Here is a 16,377-nt window from a genome sequence, read left to right as displayed (position 1 = left end):
GTCTAATCAAAAAAACCTGCCCCAGAAAGCTGCTCCCTGCTCCCTGCCCCCTGCTCCCCTGCCCCCCTGCTACTGTCCAAGTTCTTTGATGTTATCCATCACTTGTTGGTATAAGTCGTTGTTACCTTGACTTTGAAAAATACTTGCTGCTTGTTGTAAGTCCCTGAGTGCCCCCTGTTTGTCTCCATTGGTGGCGCGGGCATTTCCTCGGTTATTGTAGGCAGGGGCAAAGTTACGATTGAGGCTAATGGCTTGATTGTAATCTGCGATCGCACCCTGGAAATCTCCATTGGCAGCACGAGCATTTCCTCGATTATTATAGGCGATCGCATATTTGGGGTTGAGGAGAATCGCTTGGTCGAGATCGTCTATTGCCCCTTTTTTATCTCCATTGGTGGCGCGGGCATTTCCCCGATTATTGTAGGCTTCGGCATAGTTGGGATTTAGGCGAATTGCTTCACTGTAATCTTTAACTGCTTCTCTGTTGTTTCCCAGTGAGGCGCGGGCATTCCCTAAGTTATTGTGGGCTTCGGCATCATTGGGGTTGATGCGGAGTGCTTGATTGTAATCTGCGATCGCTTTTTCCTTGTCTCCCAAATCAAAATAGGCTAATCCCCGCGCGTTGTAAGCAGCGCCATACTGAGAATTTTGACTAATTGCCTTACTATAAGAAGCGATCGCAGCTTGCAAGTCGCCGTTTAAATGCTGATTCTTTCCCTGAAGATAAAATTCCCCACCAATGGAAGTTGTCGCTGAACCACGGCTAGGTTGACTAACTCCTATTTCTGTTACTAATACATTGTCATTCTTACTACAAGAAATACTGCTAGTTGCTGTCAATGTAGTAAAAATAGCTATGGTAAATAAAGTATTTACCCTTGTTCGCTTTCGCCCAAATAAACGCCGTTTCATAAGTTAATATAAACTGCCATAATACCTGAATGGAATTAGTACCAAAATCTAGATTTTAATTCTTTAACTCAATAATTATTCTAACTTTTGATAGTCCTTTCAAGTTAATTGACAAATTTCCCTAATATTTTATATATTTCTCAGATAAGGGAGGAGGAAAGAATTATTAAATTTCAATATTTATTCTTCACAATCACTCTAGAAAATCTGACATTTGTATCAATATGAACAATTTACTCATCCTCTGTTTCACTCTCTGGAGTTTTAGAAGTTAGTCGCCAAGAGGTAGTTTTGTCAATATCTACAGATAGTTGTTCTAGATTTTCCCCTAAATCTTTTTGGAGTTTCTGAGTTAGCGTAATCGGAAAATCTAAATCAATACCTTGAGTTTGTGCTAGCTTTGCCAATTCTGTAAATGCAGCTTTGATTGTAGTTCGTTCATAACTAGTCAGTTTATAATCATAAGTTTCTGATATATTCTGAGCTTGCATAGCTTTTTTTATACGTTCTTGCAAATGCTCAAATTCTGAATTCAACAACTTCCACTGCTGCTCAACTTGCGAGTATCTAGCACTTAGCGAGCTTAAGTCTTCTGTTGCAGGTTCAGGGCTGGCTTGGGCTTGTAAGCCTAACAAATTTAGGTGAATTTGAGCAAGATAAATGCAGTCTAGGTAAGCATACTCTATCTGTTCTTCAGTCAGAGGGCGTTTTGCCCAATCACTTTTTTGTTCTTGTTTATCGATATTATTAAAGCTACAAAGTGCTGTAGCTATTGTTTGGAGTTGGTAGTTGGGTAATGGCAAAAGATAATAGGGGATTTTTTTAGCCATTTCCAAAGTGCAAGTAATATTTTTGGCTTTCTTGCTACCGAGAAATTTTAGATCGTAACTCGCGTTGTGAAAAACTTTTTCAATGGCAGAATTTATCATAATTTTTTCAATAAATTCAGCTATAATATTAGGCTGGTCTAATACATCTAAAAGATAGACGCGATCGCCACTCATATCTTGAGGATTATCTAATACTTGAATCAGCGATAATCGGGGATTACGACTTTTATAGTCAGCGACTTCTGTATCTATCCACAATGTTTTAGCGTTTGTATATTCAGCGACAATGGCACGAATTTCGCTAGCCGAAGTAAGGTAGGGCATTGACTAATATTTCCCGATCAGAAAAATGGGTTTGAAACCCCGTGCTAGAAGCACGGCTTTAAAGTAATGAGTAAGGAGTAAGAAGTGGATGAAAAATGGGTATTTACTCATTACTTATTACTCCAGAATCACCGCCTCTTTAGGTCGGTGAGGATGTCAAATTTTAGGCATTGTAAGTAAGCCATAGTTTTATAAAGTAACATTTTGCTGGTAAGAATGCTTATACAGGATTGCAAAAAGGCTGAAGTTTGAAATTCGTCATAGACATCGCCAAATTAATTCAAATCTGATAACATCGAGTCACTACTGTGGAGTGGCATAGTCTACCATCAAAAGAGCTACTGTGCATCTACATTAAATTCATCGAGAGCCACAGACTGTGTGTAAAGCCATCCTGGTTAGCAGCCGTCAGAAAAATTGAATTGAGATTTCTCAAAACCGGGTGCAAAATCTTAGCTTCAAGAAATTGCCCAAATTTCAATTTTCAGTAACCTGAGCTATTGCTGAAGCACTTTTGCGACTTCACTTTTAATTGTTTTTTTAAATTTGCTCCTCACCATGACACACATCTCAATTAATCGCTTCAAGTACTCAATTCGGAGATAAATAATGAAAAAACTAATTCTATTATTAGTTAGTAGCATTTTGGTAGTTGGTACTTTTGGCTGCCAAGAGGCTCCTAAAACTAGTTCAGAAACTCCTAGCACAACTAATGAAGCCGCTCAAGCACCAGCAAAACCAGCTTCACAGACAAATCAAACTGTCAAAGTTCCAGAAACACAAACTACTCCTTTAGCAGCTAGTACAGATACTAAAGTTAAAACTGATGCTGAAAAAACAGCAGCAACAAAAGCTAAGAGCGATTTAAAAACTGAAGTTAGCGCCCAGTTAAATAAAGGCTTACCAGGCAACAAGTTACAAGTTGAAAACAAACAGGGTGAAATTGTTCTTAAAGGTACAGCCAGTTCTGTTGAAGAACTTAAGAAAGCTGAAACCTTGGCTAAAGAAGTTCAAGGTGTGAAGACGGTGAAGGTAGAAGCAAAAGTTGATGCTGTAAAAAAGCCATAAAAGAATAACTGAAGCTTTCAGTTAGCATCGACATGGAAACCAAATAGAGACTTATACAGACGTAAGTCTCTATTTTTGACTTACTTAAATAAAAGTCAGGAATAGGTAGTTAATACCCATCGATCTCGTTCCCAGTCTCAGACTGGGAATGCCCTTCATTGAGGCTCCACCTCCCAACTCGCGGCACCGCCAAGAGTAACATTTCCAGCCAGAGGCTGAAAACGAGATTTGAAAAGGGTTTTGGCTTAAGTTTACACCACTGAGCATTGCTTGTGCCCCTACCGCGTAGTTTATTTACCTGAAAATAGCTGTAAGGTACAAAAACCTCACCCTCAACCCTCTAATAGAATGTTTGAAATTCTATATTTTTATCTTTCAACTTCCATTATTTGAACCTCGATAAATTCGCTCCATCTGCTCTGGAGAAAGTCGTCTCATTGGAAACCATTCAAATGGAGAAACAGACTGTTTCTCATAAGGTTGAACATCATCCTGCTGGTTTTGAGGGGAACGCACTGCTACATTGGTATTTGGAACCCGATCCCTGAACGACTCATCTATTTCTGATTCTGGAACCAAAGCTTGAGGCAAAACATAAGCGTGCTTTTGGGGATCGTATGCGAAAACTTCTCCTGTTTCAATGTGATAAATCCAAGCATAAATGCTGAGTTCCCCCTGATAAAGCTTAGAGTGAATCACTGGATATGTCCGCAAATTCTCAATTTGAGTAAGAACATTTTCGGCAATCATAATCTCTAGCAGTTCTTCTCCGTCGTAGTGGCTATAGTGGTCTATAACTAGCCTTCGAGTTGCTTCTGCATATTTCAGCCAATCATGTACAAGCGGCATTTCATCGCTGAGATTGTGTAACTTCATTAATCCTTTCATTGCACCGCAATGAGAATGACCACAAATAATAATTTGGCGAACATCTAAAGCTTGAACAGCATATTCAATTGTCGCACCTTCACCGCCATTACTTGCCCCATAGGGTGGAATGATGTTGCCTGCATTGCGAATGACAAATAATTCACCAACTTGAGCTTGTGTAATTAGATTTGGATCGAGACGAGAATCAGAACAGGTAATAAATAATACTCTGGGCTTTTGACCATGCGAAAGTTGTTCAAATAATTTTTGATGTACCGAAAAATAGCTAGATTTAAATTCGCGCAGACCTTTAATTAATTTCTTCATTACTAAGTTCTACAAATATTTGCGGGTTAAGAACTAAATCACAGACAGTAGATTGGGGTAGTAAAGAGGACTTTCTTTCTACGTTTTTCCAATTGTAAAGATTACTATATTATAAATTCATTTGGTGCTTTTAATATCCTCTACCATTTGGTTGAGTTACTTTTTTTTCTGACTCCTTTCTGTTCCTGAGCAGGTCATATTGCGGTGTGAGAATGCCTTGAGCCGATTTCAAACTAGTTATATCTTGAAAGAAATTTTTGAATTACAAGTAATTAGTCAGACATGATATTATCTGCTCTGGGAAAATTTTGATGTTCAGTTTGCGACATCAAAATTTTTGTCGTACACTGAGCGATCGCCTGTGGTAAGCCTTTTGGGTAAAGCTTGCAGGCTCATCGCAGTGCGTCTACAATAATCCCCAATCCTCCCTCCTACCCTCTTGCGAATTCTTAATTAGTTGATACACTTGTTCTTCATTAGCCCAGGGAACCAGCGCCTATGGTGCACATCAAGCGCGTGGAACTTACGAACTTCAAATCCTTCGGTGGCACTACTTCTGTCCCTTTGCTACCGGGGTGTACTGTCATATCTGGGCCAAATGGTTCGGGTAAGTCTAATATCTTAGATGCACTGCTCTTTTGCCTGGGACTCTCTAGTTCTAAGGGAATGCGAGCCGATCGCTTACCGGATTTGGTAAATAACACTCAAACGGCTAAAGGACGTGCTTCGATTGAAGCTAGCGTCACGGTGACATTTGATTTGTCGGATGAAATCTCACACAAAGACGCAAAGGCAGACAGGGAGGAAGCAGAGGAGGCAGGGGGAGCAGAGAGAGCAGAGGAAGCAGAAGAAGAAAATCCAAAATCCAAAATCCAAAATCCAAAATTGGACGAGTGGAGTGTTACTAGAAGGCTACGAGTCACTCACCAAGGGACTTACACATCGAATTATTATATCAATGGTGTACCTTGCACGTTAACAGAGTTGCATGGGGAACTAAGTAATCTACGGGTTTATCCTGAAGGCTACAATGTGGTACTCCAAGGGGATGTCACCAGCATTATCTCGATGAATGGGCGGGAACGACGGGAAATTATTGATGAATTAGCTGGGGTAGCGGCGTTCGATCGCAAAATTGTCCAAGCCAAATCAACTTTAGATGAGGTGAAGGAAAAGGAAGATAGCTGTCGGATTATTGAAACGGAATTAACTGCACAGCGCGATCGCCTTTCCCAAGATCGGGCGAAAGCTGAGAAATATCAAAAACTCCGCACAGAATTTCTAGCGAAGCAATCCTGGGAAGCTGTACTATCATGGCGTTCCTTGCAAACACAACAAGAAAAGTTAGTTCGCGAAATTCAAACAGGCGATCGCAATTTTACCGGACTCACTACCCAACTCACCAGCTTAAATTCTGAAATCGTCCAAAAAACGGCTGAACTCGAACAACTCAATGCCCACGTTAAAGCATTGGGAGAAGAGGAACTTTTGGCAGTACAATCTACCCTCGCCACCCAAGAAGCAGAACGTAAACAACTCCAGCGTCAGCTAACCGAATTACAAACAGCTTCCCAAGAAACTGCCAAACGTCTAGCTCAAACTCAGCAAGAGATTCAAAAACACCGTCATTCCCTACAAGAAATTGCCGAAACCCAGCTTGTAGAGACGCGATTCATCGCGTCTTCCCAACACCAAAGAAATGAAGCCCACCAAGCCTTAGAAACCTCCCGCGAAGCCGCCGCAGAAATCGCCTCGGCTTCAGAAGCCTGGGTGCAGCAACAAACAGCATTCAACCGTCAAATAGAAGCTTTGCTGCACACTTTAGAACCGCAACGCACAGAACAAGCACAACTCAGGGAACGCAATAATCAGTTACAGCAGTTAATCCAAGAGCAAAGCCAGTTAATTGAACGCGACGAACCGCTACTAGCAGAAAAACAAACTGAATGTAATCAAATTGAAACAGAATTTAACACCTCTAGCGAACCCATCCAAAATTTAGCCCAAAATCTCTCAGCCACAGAACAAGAACTGCAAATCCAACAGGAAACCCAAAAACGGTTACTTTCTGAACAACGAGAAAAACAACGTCAGTTGGATAAAATCGAGGCGCAAGCGCAAGCACAGCAAGAAGTCCAAGGAACCCAAGCTAGTAAAGTCATTTTACAATCAGGAATGCCTGGTGTTTGCGGTTTAGTTGTGCAGTTGGGACTGGTGGAACCCCGCCATCAGCTAGCCTTGGAAATGGCTGCTGGTGGACGCTTGGGACATATTGTGGTGGAAGATGACAGCATCGCCGCAGCCGGGATTGAACTGCTCAAACAGAAACGTGCAGGGAGAGCGACTTTTTTACCACTAAATAAAATTCACGTTCCCAAATTTACCCAAGATGCAACGCTGCGTTTTGCTAGCGGTTTTGTTAACTATGCTGTTAACTTAGTTGATTGCGATCGCCGTTACAAAGATGTATTTAGCTATGTTTTCGGTAACACGGTAGTATTTGCCAACCTGGAAGCGGCGCGGAAAAATTTAGGATTGTATCGCATCGTCACCTTAGACGGGGAACTTCTGGAAACTAGTGGCGCAATGACTGGTGGTAGTAATACCCAGCGTTCAGCGTTACGTTTTGGTACGGGTGAAGCGGCGGAATCTGATGAAGCGATCGCTTTAAAAAGTCGCTTGGTGGATATTGAGCGAATTTTAGAGCGTTGTACTGAAGCGATCGCTACTTTGTCAGCTAGAGCCAAAAAACTCACCCAAGAATTAACAGAAGCGCGTCAGACGCGGCGAGAACAGCAGTTGCAATTGGAACAGTTGCAAAAAGATATTAAGAATTTGACAGCGCAATTAGAGGGGACGCGATCGCAACTCGCCCAAAACAGCGAAAAATTAGCCACTGCTCAATCCCGATTAGAAATTTTAGAGCGGGAATTACCTGGGCAAGAAAATGAGTTGCAACAATTGCGACACGCATTAGCAGAGTTAGAAGCATCCCAAACCCCCAGTGAATGGCAACAAATCCAGGCAACCATTAAAATTCAAGAGCAACAATTACAACAACGTGAAACAGCATTACGGGAAGCAGAACAAAGATTAAAAAATTTAGAGAATCAGCAACAACGTTTACAAGAAAAAATCCAAGAAGCAGAAACGCGAATCACCGAATACGAAACCCAACAAACCTCTTGTAAAGACGCAATTCATCGCGTCTTTTCACAAACCACAACGATAGACGAGCAAATCACCCAAACCCGTTTATCGTTGAGTCAAATGGAACAAAATTTAGGCGAAGAGAAACAAAAACGCGACGCTACAGAACAAGAAGTGCGATCGCATCTTTTGCGCCAACAACAATTGGAATGGGAAATCCAAAAACTCCAAGAAACCCAAGAGAAGCGGCGAGAGGAACTAATTGCACTGCAAACTCAATTGCAAGATATGGGAGCAGAATTACCAAATCCCTTGCCAGAAGTGCCAGACAAAGTAGATTTAGAAGAATTGCAGAAAGAATTGCGATCGCTTACCAAACGCTTACAAGCAATGGAACCTGTTAATATGCTGGCGTTGGAAGAATACGAACGCACTCAAAACCGCCTTCAAGAACTCACGCAAAAATTAGAAACACTAGAAGGAGAACGCACCGAACTACTTTTACGAATTGAAAACTTTACCACATTGCGGCAACTTGCCTTTAAAGAAGCTTTCGATGCTGTGAATGAAAACTTTCAATCAATTTTTGCCATTCTTTCAGATGGTGACGGCTTCTTGCAACTCGAAAATCCCGAAGATCCCTTTAATAGTGGATTGAATTTAGTCGCACATCCCAAAGGTAAACCCGTACAGCGCCTAGCTTCCATGTCTGGGGGAGAAAAATCACTCACCGCCTTGAGCTTTATTTTTGCCCTGCAACGCTACCGCCCATCGCCCTTTTACGCCTTTGACGAAGTAGATATGTTCCTAGATGGAGCAAACGTAGAGCGATTAGCTAAAATGATTAAACAACAGTCACAACAAGCGCAATTTATAGTTGTGAGTTTGCGTCGTCCGATGATAGAATCAGCCGAACGCACAATTGGCGTTACTCAAGCACGAGGAGCTTACACTCAAGTTTTGGGGATTAAATTACAATCATCCAATACATCTGCTTGAGTTTTTGTTAATAATAGTGTATAGATAAACCAAACCGGATTCGAGATCAGGACTCGGTATAGAATGACCTCCGAACAGATAATTAGGCGTTCCGACATATTAAATACCCAGGTGATTACCCGCGACAACGGCAAGCGGCTAGGCATCATCAGTCAAGTCTGGGTTGATATCGATCAACGAGAGGTTGTGGCTCTTGGTTTGCGAGACAGCCTGATCTCTATTTCGGGCATACCGCGCTATATGTACCTCAACAACATCAGCCAGATTGGTGATGTCATCCTGGTTGATAACGAAGATGTTATTGAAGATATCGATGTTGAATCTTTCAGTAATTTAATTAACTGGGAAGTAATTACAGAAACAGGTGAAGTCTTAGGCAAAGTTCGCGGCTTCAAGTTCAACGGCGAAAGTGGGAAGCTTGAATCTATAGTCATTGCTTCTTTAGGATTACCCCAAATTCCCGATCAATTTGTGAGTACTTACGAGTTCTCAGTCGATGAAATTGTCAGCACTGGCCCTAATCGGTTGATTGTGTTTGAGGGAGCTGAAGAACGAGTGAATCAATTAACAGTTGGTTTACTAGAGCGTCTGGGTATCGGCAAAGCACCTTGGGAGCGAGATATAGAAGAAGAATACGGCTATACTCCACCTCGGACAATTGCACCACCCAATCAACTGCCTAGTGGAGTGCCATTGCAGCCACCCAGGCAAAAAGTTCGCGCCCCCGAACCCGTAGCGCAAGAAGAATGGAATGAAGACTATGTGGAAGAAGAAAGGCCACAGCGTCAGGTAATGAAGGCGCGGCAGTATGAATCTATTCAATACGAAGAAGACGAGGAAGAAGATAACTGGAGCGAGGCAACGGGCAGCGACAGGTATCAACAACCGCAGCCACTAAAGTATGAAGCCCAGCCCTATAGCAAGCCATACGTTGACGAATACGATGATTATGACGACGTAGACGGCGATGCTTGGGAAGATGCACCGAAGCCTGTGAATATTCCGAAAAAAGTCAAGGAAAGACAGCCAGAATACGAAGAAGAAGGCGGATATTAAGTAGTTCGTAATTCGTAATACTTCGGCTCCCAACTCTTGGAGAGGCTGCGCCCGAAGCGTAGCTATGGCGCAGGCTTTACGGCTTCGCTCAGAGCAAGACGCTCAGTACAAGTTCGTAATTCGTAATTGAACCGGAAAATTACGAAGTATTTTAAGATTAATTCAGCCTTTTCCTTACTTACAAGGAGAGGGCTAATTTTTTAGAACACAGTAGAGAGCGTTAGCAACAGCACAACGCACTGTCTAAACTAGAGGGTAATTTGAGTAAAAGAGTTTCTGAGATCCCTGAAATCAGCTATAGCAAAAAAGATATGCGTAAGGTTGAGCAAGTAATTAAGCAAGCTGATAAAGAGTTATGGATACCCTACATAAAAGAACTTCAAGAAATTAACACACGAATTGTTGAGAAACAGCAAAAATTATCTTAGTAGGCAGGGAAGTGAGGGGTGGAAGGGTGAGGGAGTGGAGAATGGGCTATTGGCTCAGGGGTAGATATTCAATTCGATCCTGGTATTCATCCTCAAACGAAGCTTCCACAATGAGAATTAACTCTTCAACAGTTTGTCCGATGCTTTGGTTTGCATCGATGGTGAATATTCCAGGTATATGGCGACCTGAAGCTAAATGGTCAGCCAAATGTCTAGGCATAGACTTACGGTTGTTTGTCACCAAAATAAATTCATTGGTTTCGCACCAAATCAAAATCTCTGGATCTGGAGTGCCTTTGGATGGCACATCTAAATCGCCAATGATTCGCACGATCAATTCAGGGTTGCGCCGCACAAGTTGGGAGCGATATGTAGGATTCAGATGTTCATCCAACAGATACCGGATTGCCATTAGCTTTCCTGTAAATGCTTTGGAGCGTTTTCTTCCTGCATCCGCCGAAACCTCATCCTGGCAGGAGAAGGATTTCGCTGTTGTTCTTCGCGCATGGTTCGAGAAAATTCTAACCAATCTACCAGATACGCATCAACCTCTGAACGATGATGCAAATAATACAAAATCGTGGCATAAACCTGTTCCAGCGTCACCGTATGAAATTGTCCGGCAATTTCTTCTGGTGTTTTGCAGCGATAGATATACTCGTAAAGAATGCTCTCAATCCCAATGCGGGTTCCTTTGAGTCGAATGTCATCTGGTGCAAGGGTGTTGAAATACTCTTCCAGTTTCATAAAGCAAGACCCCACGAATGAACATTCCACTTCAATCATAAAAGAACGAACGCTCAAACAGTGTGTAACTAATTAGTTAAGTGTTCAGAAACTCCCCAAAACTGCTAGCGTCAAACAAAGTAAAATATCGCTGTGGACTTTCGAGCTTGAAAACGCGTTCTAATTACTGGCAACTACTGCCTTATATCCGGCTCCAGTGGCAAACCATCACCAAGGGACTTATTGGGATCTTGGGATACGTACTAGCGACTTTAGTGTTGATTAATCTTGCCGGGAAATTGGCAACTCCCTTTGCCCAAGGTAATGTAGTAGCGATCGCTCAAATAACTGGCAGTTGTGCTTTAGTATTTCTTGTTAGAGGCTTGTTTCAGTCTATACAAGATATGTACATGGCGAAAGCTGCTTTGCAAGTTGCTTTTCATCTCCGTCAGCAAGTCTACGCCCATCTGCAAAAGCTAAATCTCAGCTATTTTGAAACCGCAAAAGCAGGTGATTTATCTTACCGTCTCACCGAAGATGTTGACCGCGTTGGCGAAGTGGTAAATAAAGTATTTCACGACTTTATCCCCTGTATTTTGCAGTTGCTAGCAATTCCGATTTATATGATTTATCTGAATTGGCAACTGACATTAGCAACAGTGATAGTTGCACCACTCATGGGTATTTTAGTTGGCTGGTTTGGCGAACGGTTACGTAAGTATTCCTTAAAAAGTCAAAATCGCGTATCGGGTTTATCAGCCATCATCGCGGAAGTTTTCAACGGGATTCGTTTGGTACAAGCTTTTGCTGCTGAAAATTACGAAATTGCTCGTTTTGGCCATGAAGCAGAACGCAGTCTCAAAGCCAAATACTCAGCCGAACGCCTGAAAGCGATTCAGATTCCGATCGTTGGATTTTTGGAAGCCTTAAGTGCGTTATCGTTACTGATTGTGGGAGCTTGGCAAATTTCCCAAGGTAACTTGACAGTGGCGAATTTTTTCAGTTACCTGGCGGCGGCGGCGCTGTTAATCGATCCCATTGGTCATACTACTAACAACTACAACGAATTTAAGCAGGGTGAAGCATCTGTTGACCGTGTTTTTGAATTAATGGCAATTCAGCCGACGACGATCGAAAAGATCGATGCGATCGCTCTCCCCCTAGTCAAAGGCAAAGTAGAATATCGTCATATTTCCTTTGCTTATAAACCGGGTGAACCTGTATTAAAAGATATCAGTTTATTGGTATCGCCAGGTGAAGCGATCGCACTTGTGGGTGCTTCTGGTGCTGGTAAAACCACATTTGTAAATCTTTTACCCCGTTTTTACGATCCCGAAGTTGGTCAAATCTTTATTGACGATGTTGATATTCGAGATGTGAAATTGCATAGTTTGCGGCGACAAATTGGGATTGTTCCTCAAGAAACCATCATGTTTTCGGGGACGATTGCTCAAAATATCGCCTTTGGACAATATATTTTTGACATAAAAGCAGTTAAAGAGGCAGCAAAAATTGCTAATGCCCATCAATTTATTAGCCAACTACCAGAAGGTTATAAGACTTGGGTAGGCGAACGTGGGGTAAACTTATCAGGTGGACAAAGACAAAGAATTGCGATCGCTCGTGCTGTTCTCCTCAATCCCCAAATCTTGATTCTCGATGAAGCGACATCAGCATTAGATTCCGAGTCTGAAGCACTGGTACAGGAAGCGCTGGAAAGATTGATGGAAAAACGGACGGTGTTTATTATTGCTCACCGTTTATCGACAGTTAGAAGGTGCGATCGGATTTTAGTTCTCGAACAGGGTCAAATTGTCGAATCGGGAACTCATGAAGAATTGTTAGCTCTAGAGCGTCGCTATGCGCGGTTTTATGCTCAACAGTTTAGTTAGATGCAGGGAAGTTTGAGATTTTGAGACAACCGAATTAGTTTTTGAGTTCACAAATTCGGTTTTTGAGCTAGAAGAATGAGTATCTATACTCGATGAAATTTGGGGTTCCAAAAGAATGAAATTGCTAATTTGGCAAAGTTAGAGGCGGAGATTCAGCAGGGGATGGAGAAATTAGAGGCATTGTTAAAATAATTCGTAATTGATAATTCGTAATTCCTAGTTAAAGACCGTTTGGAACGGGGATTTAGACCTCGATCCAAACAAATTCACGTATAGAAGAAGGAGAATTAAACCCAAAAATTACGAATTACATAGCTTGCTTCTAGCTTTTGGTGAGTATTACGAATTAGTAATTAGTTAAAATAATCAATACAAGCTAACTATGGGAGAAAAAGCAATGACAGTTGCAGCCACTAAAAAGATGACTTTGGAAGAATTTCTTCAGTTTGACGATGGAACGGATAATTTATATGAATTGGAGAATGGAAAATTAATTCAAATGCCATTAGAAAGCGAGCTAAATCGCCGGATAGCTACGTTTTTATTAATCTATTTTTCTAAATTAGGTATTCCTTATTACCGTTTGAGTATGAAAACAGAAGTTTCTGTGAATAGCCGGCAGGTGGGGGTGCGTGTTCCTGATTTGGTGGTGTTTTCTGAGGAGTTGGCGACTGTAATGCAAGGGGCTACACGATCGCTAATTTTGATGGATATGCCACCACCGTTATTGGTGGTTGAAGTGGTGAGTTCAAATCAGGAAAATCGGGATTATCGTTACAAGCGTTCTGAGTATGCAGCGCGGGGAATTGTTGAGTATTGGATTGTTGATCCGATTGCCCAAAAGGTGACGGTTTTGGAGTGGGTGGAGGGTTTTTATGATGAGCAGGTGTATGTGGGAGATAATGCGATCGTTTCCCCTCTATTTGCCGATCTCAAGTTGACTGTTGCTGAAGTTTTGCAAGGATGAAATGTGATGAAAACTATTAATGAAATTCGACAAATTTTATCACTACCAAAGCAATCTCTCTATAAAATTTATCAAATTACAGAAATCGGTATCTTTAGTTCTTATGCTAGAGAGAGCAGACAGAAGCAAGTGATTTATATAGATATTCTGGTTGATTATGAAATAGCATCTACTTTTATTATGTTGGTGGAACTTAGGGATTATTTAAGTCAGCTTTTTGGGTTGAAGGTAGATATTATCACTAAGAGCGGTCTTAAACCTCAAATTCGCGATCGCGTTTTGGCTAAGACAATTTATATATGAAGGTTCCAAAAGAACGAAATATATGCGGACAGCAATATTGTATGGTCTTCAATACCCAATACTGTCGTACCAAATATTTCCATCTTCCATAATGGTATTACTGAAAATAGCCTCACGAATGTTATAGAAGCCCTCAACCGAACGCAAATCGGCATTGGTGAAGTTAGCACCACGAAAACTAGAGTCCTCCAGAATAGCGCCCCTGAGAATAGCATGGCTGAAATTAGCACCATTAAAAATACATTGGTTCATTTCAACCCCGCTCAGGTTAGCCCTGACAAAAGAAGTATCATAGAAACTAGCTTCAGCCCCCTCAGCCCCAGTCAAATCAGCACCATTAAGGATAGCCCCAGTCAAATCAATTTGATGCATGTTGCTTCCCCTGAGATTAGCCCCACTGAGATTGGTATTAGTCAAATCAGCTCCTTCCAAAAAGGCTCCTTTCAAGTTGATCCCACTCAGGTCAGCCCCACTCAGATCGACCGCTATCATGAACAAACCAGTTCTGCTGCAATTAACACTCCAAGCGAAGTTTCTTTCTCCCGCTTCATATCTATCCAACATTTCTTCAATATCCATAAGGGACTTCCAAGAAATAAATTATACATCTTGTGGATTGGGCATCTTGCCTGCCCTAATTATGCAAATTAAAGGTGGAACAGCTAACCACTAACCAAGCACAAAAAGTCATAATATAGCGGTTCTCAATTGCATGGAATACAGACCTAACCCCCAGCCCCTTCCCTACAAGGGAAGGGGAGTAAGTTTCAAAGCCTCTCTCCTAAGAGGAGAGAGGAATGGAAGTGAGGTCAGAGTGTATTGCATACAAACGAGAAGTACTATATTAAAAAGAAAGTAGCTGTAAATTGACTACTTCCTAGACTGAATTGCCTTGATTAAATCATAAAAAGGTTGCCAATTATCTTCCTGAGTAATTGCTTCCCAAACCGACTCAATTACAGGTCTTAATAATGCCGTTTTGGGATTATTAACAGCTAGAGTTTGGGCTATTATATCAAGGCGATCGCTATCAAAATCATTCAAGATTTTGTGGTATGCTATGCACCAATCATCAAAAATTGCTGATGCGCCCGGTACTGGTACAATATCTGAATTATTCATTACAAAACCTGGTTCATCCCGCCATTTAGATGAAAAAGTGCGAGCCATCTCATAGAAGAATTGGTGATACCCAACTTGGCTCGCTTTCAAGAATTCAATCGTGAGATTTAAGAGTTCTTCTGCTTGTGGATTTTGCAACTCCACAAAACCCAACTTTTTCAACATCAAAGAATTGTATTCAGCTTGATAATATTCATCAAACCTAGCTAAACTATTCTCCATATCACCTTTATCAATAATTGCCTTTAAAGGTTCCTGGAGCATTTCTAAATTCAGCTTGCAAATAATTGGTTGATTGCTGTAACAATAGCGTCCATAATAATCAAAATATGCAGCGATAAAGTATGGGTCATAAGTAGGGATAAATGCATAAGGCCCATAATCAAAACTTTCTCCCGTAATCGACATATTGTCAGTATTCAACACTGCATGACAAAAGCCAGCCGCCATCCACTGCGCTACTAGTTGTGCAACCCGTTTAACTAATTCAGCGTAAAACAGGATATATTTATCTTCTTCAGCATTTAAGTGTCGATAATACTGCTCAATTACGTGGTCTAATAACTTCTGAGTTAAATCTGGACGCTGGAAATAGTGCAGTCGCTCAAAAGTGCCAAACCGAATATGAGAACTGCTCATCCTAACCATCACAGATGAACGGGTAGGCGAAGGTTCATCGCCCCGCCAGAGTGGTAAACCTGTTTCAATCATGCTCAGACAGCGCGAAGTACGTACACCCAAGTAGTGCAGCGCTTCCGCAGCTAGAACTTCCCGCACCCCACCTTTGAGCGTGAGCATACCATCACCACCACGGGAGTAGGGCGTTCTCCCAGAACCTTTAGTGCCAAAATCGTATAATTCGCCATCATTGGCGCGGACTTGCCCGTAGAGAAAGCCTCTACCATCACCCAACTGTCCGTTATATTCACCAAATTGATAGCCGTGATAACGCAGTGCCAACAAGGGTTTACGCCCCTGAAATTGGCCAAAGGCTGTGATGAAATCTTCGTCTTTGACTGCTTGGGGGTCTAGACCGAAACGGGGTAATAGTTCATCGTTACGCCAACGCAGGAGGTGTTGAGGAAATTCTGCCGCTGCAACCTCATCGTAGTAGTCGCCTCCTAGAGATTCTAAGGCGGTTTCGTAGTTGAGGGTGAGAAAAGGATTGCTAGAATTCTTGTCGTTTGGAGTTTCAGCCAGAGTCATTACGAGCAAAGCTAATTCATTCTTTCTTTAATACTACCTCTGGCTTCAGCATCATCAGCATAGACGCAAAAAGCGATCCAGATCAAAATGGGGAGCGCTTCAGCAGGCAGAAGTGAGTCACCTTGAAAAACGTGGAATTGAAGCAAGAACGCTGACTAATTTGTAGTTGTATCAAACTGCCTAATAAAATCATCAGC

The 16,377-nt window shown here is 41.8% G+C and carries 14 protein-coding genes; 7 read left to right on the top strand and 7 right to left on the bottom strand.

What is annotated here, in order from left to right; all coding sequences use genetic code 11:
* Positions 1-69 precede the first annotated feature (69 nt).
* Complete coding sequence (locus NSTC731_RS17250) at positions 70-912, bottom strand: tetratricopeptide repeat protein (RefSeq protein WP_445631858.1); 843 nt, start codon at positions 910-912, stop codon at positions 70-72.
* A 233-nt stretch (positions 913-1,145) separates the two neighbouring features.
* Positions 1,146-2,066 (bottom strand): ribonuclease D, encoded by a 921-nt coding sequence (locus NSTC731_RS17245; RefSeq protein WP_445631857.1) that lies wholly within the window; start codon positions 2,064-2,066, stop codon positions 1,146-1,148.
* 609 nt (positions 2,067-2,675) lie between these two features.
* Between NSTC731_RS17245 and NSTC731_RS17240 the strand changes: the two genes are divergently transcribed.
* Entirely contained in the window at positions 2,676-3,134 is a 459-nt protein-coding gene (locus NSTC731_RS17240; protein WP_445631856.1) for a BON domain-containing protein, read from the top strand.
* A 375-nt stretch (positions 3,135-3,509) separates the two neighbouring features.
* On the opposite strand, the gene NSTC731_RS17235 is transcribed toward NSTC731_RS17240, so the two are convergent.
* Positions 3,510-4,331: a carbonic anhydrase gene (locus NSTC731_RS17235; RefSeq protein WP_322698582.1), complete on the bottom strand. Its 822-nt coding sequence runs from the start codon at positions 4,329-4,331 to the stop codon at positions 3,510-3,512.
* A gap of 498 nt (positions 4,332-4,829) precedes the next feature.
* Between NSTC731_RS17235 and smc the strand changes: the two genes are divergently transcribed.
* The 3 genes from smc (at position 4,830) to NSTC731_RS17220 (ending at position 9,964) form a co-directional block, all read left to right on the top strand.
* Positions 4,830-8,480: a chromosome segregation protein SMC gene (gene smc, locus NSTC731_RS17230; protein WP_445631855.1), complete on the top strand. Its 3,651-nt coding sequence runs from the start codon at positions 4,830-4,832 to the stop codon at positions 8,478-8,480.
* Between the two features lie 63 nt (positions 8,481-8,543).
* On the top strand, positions 8,544-9,536 hold the full coding sequence (locus NSTC731_RS17225) for a PRC-barrel domain-containing protein (protein ID WP_445631854.1): 993 nt from the start codon (positions 8,544-8,546) through the stop codon (positions 9,534-9,536).
* A gap of 260 nt (positions 9,537-9,796) precedes the next feature.
* Positions 9,797-9,964 (top strand): hypothetical protein, encoded by a 168-nt coding sequence (locus NSTC731_RS17220; RefSeq protein ID WP_445631853.1) that lies wholly within the window; start codon positions 9,797-9,799, stop codon positions 9,962-9,964.
* 46 nt (positions 9,965-10,010) lie between these two features.
* Here NSTC731_RS17220 and NSTC731_RS17215 read toward each other — a convergent pair whose 3' ends face one another.
* Both NSTC731_RS17215 and NSTC731_RS17210 read right to left on the bottom strand, forming a co-directional pair.
* Positions 10,011-10,376, bottom strand: a complete 366-nt coding sequence (locus NSTC731_RS17215) for a DUF5615 family PIN-like protein (RefSeq protein ID WP_445631852.1) — start codon at positions 10,374-10,376, stop codon at positions 10,011-10,013.
* Entirely contained in the window at positions 10,376-10,711 is a 336-nt protein-coding gene (locus NSTC731_RS17210; protein ID WP_445631851.1) for a DUF433 domain-containing protein, read from the bottom strand. The genes NSTC731_RS17215 and NSTC731_RS17210 overlap by 1 nt, the downstream gene beginning before the upstream one ends.
* A gap of 146 nt (positions 10,712-10,857) precedes the next feature.
* Here NSTC731_RS17210 and NSTC731_RS17205 point away from each other — a divergent pair, with 146 nt between their 5' ends.
* The 3 genes from NSTC731_RS17205 (at position 10,858) to NSTC731_RS17195 (ending at position 13,852) form a co-directional block, all read left to right on the top strand.
* A complete protein-coding gene (locus NSTC731_RS17205) occupies positions 10,858-12,582 on the top strand; it encodes an ABC transporter ATP-binding protein (protein WP_445631850.1) in 1,725 nt (574 codons plus the stop codon).
* Between the two features lie 397 nt (positions 12,583-12,979).
* On the top strand, positions 12,980-13,549 hold the full coding sequence (locus NSTC731_RS17200) for a Uma2 family endonuclease (RefSeq protein WP_445631849.1): 570 nt from the start codon (positions 12,980-12,982) through the stop codon (positions 13,547-13,549).
* Between the two features lie 6 nt (positions 13,550-13,555).
* Positions 13,556-13,852: a nucleotidyltransferase family protein gene (locus NSTC731_RS17195; RefSeq protein WP_445631848.1), complete on the top strand. Its 297-nt coding sequence runs from the start codon at positions 13,556-13,558 to the stop codon at positions 13,850-13,852.
* 48 nt (positions 13,853-13,900) lie between these two features.
* Here NSTC731_RS17195 and NSTC731_RS17190 read toward each other — a convergent pair whose 3' ends face one another.
* Together NSTC731_RS17190 and NSTC731_RS17185 are read right to left on the bottom strand one after the other, a co-directional pair.
* The gene (locus NSTC731_RS17190) at positions 13,901-14,431 is read right to left on the bottom strand and encodes a pentapeptide repeat-containing protein (RefSeq protein ID WP_445631847.1); all 531 of its coding nucleotides are present in this window, start codon (positions 14,429-14,431) and stop codon (positions 13,901-13,903) included.
* A 291-nt stretch (positions 14,432-14,722) separates the two neighbouring features.
* Positions 14,723-16,180, bottom strand: a complete 1,458-nt coding sequence (locus NSTC731_RS17185) for a protein adenylyltransferase SelO (RefSeq protein ID WP_445631846.1) — start codon at positions 16,178-16,180, stop codon at positions 14,723-14,725.
* Positions 16,181-16,377 lie beyond the last annotated feature (197 nt).

This window comes from Nostoc sp. DSM 114167, from assembly GCF_052692655.1.
The sequence above is the reverse complement of the archived record's forward strand: the minus strand, read 5'-3'. Positions and strand labels throughout refer to the sequence as shown.

Coding starts and splice junctions, on each gene's coding strand:
- NSTC731_RS17250 (WP_445631858.1), bottom strand. CDS start 912: ATGAAACGGCGTTTATTTGGGCGAAAGCGAACAAGGGTAAATACTTTA.
- NSTC731_RS17245 (WP_445631857.1), bottom strand. CDS start 2,066: ATGCCCTACCTTACTTCGGCTAGCGAAATTCGTGCCATTGTCGCTGAA.
- NSTC731_RS17240 (WP_445631856.1), top strand. CDS start 2,676: ATGAAAAAACTAATTCTATTATTAGTTAGTAGCATTTTGGTAGTTGGT.
- NSTC731_RS17235 (WP_322698582.1), bottom strand. CDS start 4,331: ATGAAGAAATTAATTAAAGGTCTGCGCGAATTTAAATCTAGCTATTTT.
- smc (WP_445631855.1), top strand. CDS start 4,830: ATGGTGCACATCAAGCGCGTGGAACTTACGAACTTCAAATCCTTCGGT.
- NSTC731_RS17225 (WP_445631854.1), top strand. CDS start 8,544: ATGACCTCCGAACAGATAATTAGGCGTTCCGACATATTAAATACCCAG.
- NSTC731_RS17215 (WP_445631852.1), bottom strand. CDS start 10,376: ATGGCAATCCGGTATCTGTTGGATGAACATCTGAATCCTACATATCGC.
- NSTC731_RS17210 (WP_445631851.1), bottom strand. CDS start 10,711: ATGAAACTGGAAGAGTATTTCAACACCCTTGCACCAGATGACATTCGA.
- NSTC731_RS17200 (WP_445631849.1), top strand. CDS start 12,980: ATGACAGTTGCAGCCACTAAAAAGATGACTTTGGAAGAATTTCTTCAG.
- NSTC731_RS17195 (WP_445631848.1), top strand. CDS start 13,556: ATGAAAACTATTAATGAAATTCGACAAATTTTATCACTACCAAAGCAA.
- NSTC731_RS17190 (WP_445631847.1), bottom strand. CDS start 14,431: ATGGATATTGAAGAAATGTTGGATAGATATGAAGCGGGAGAAAGAAAC.
- NSTC731_RS17185 (WP_445631846.1), bottom strand. CDS start 16,180: ATGACTCTGGCTGAAACTCCAAACGACAAGAATTCTAGCAATCCTTTT.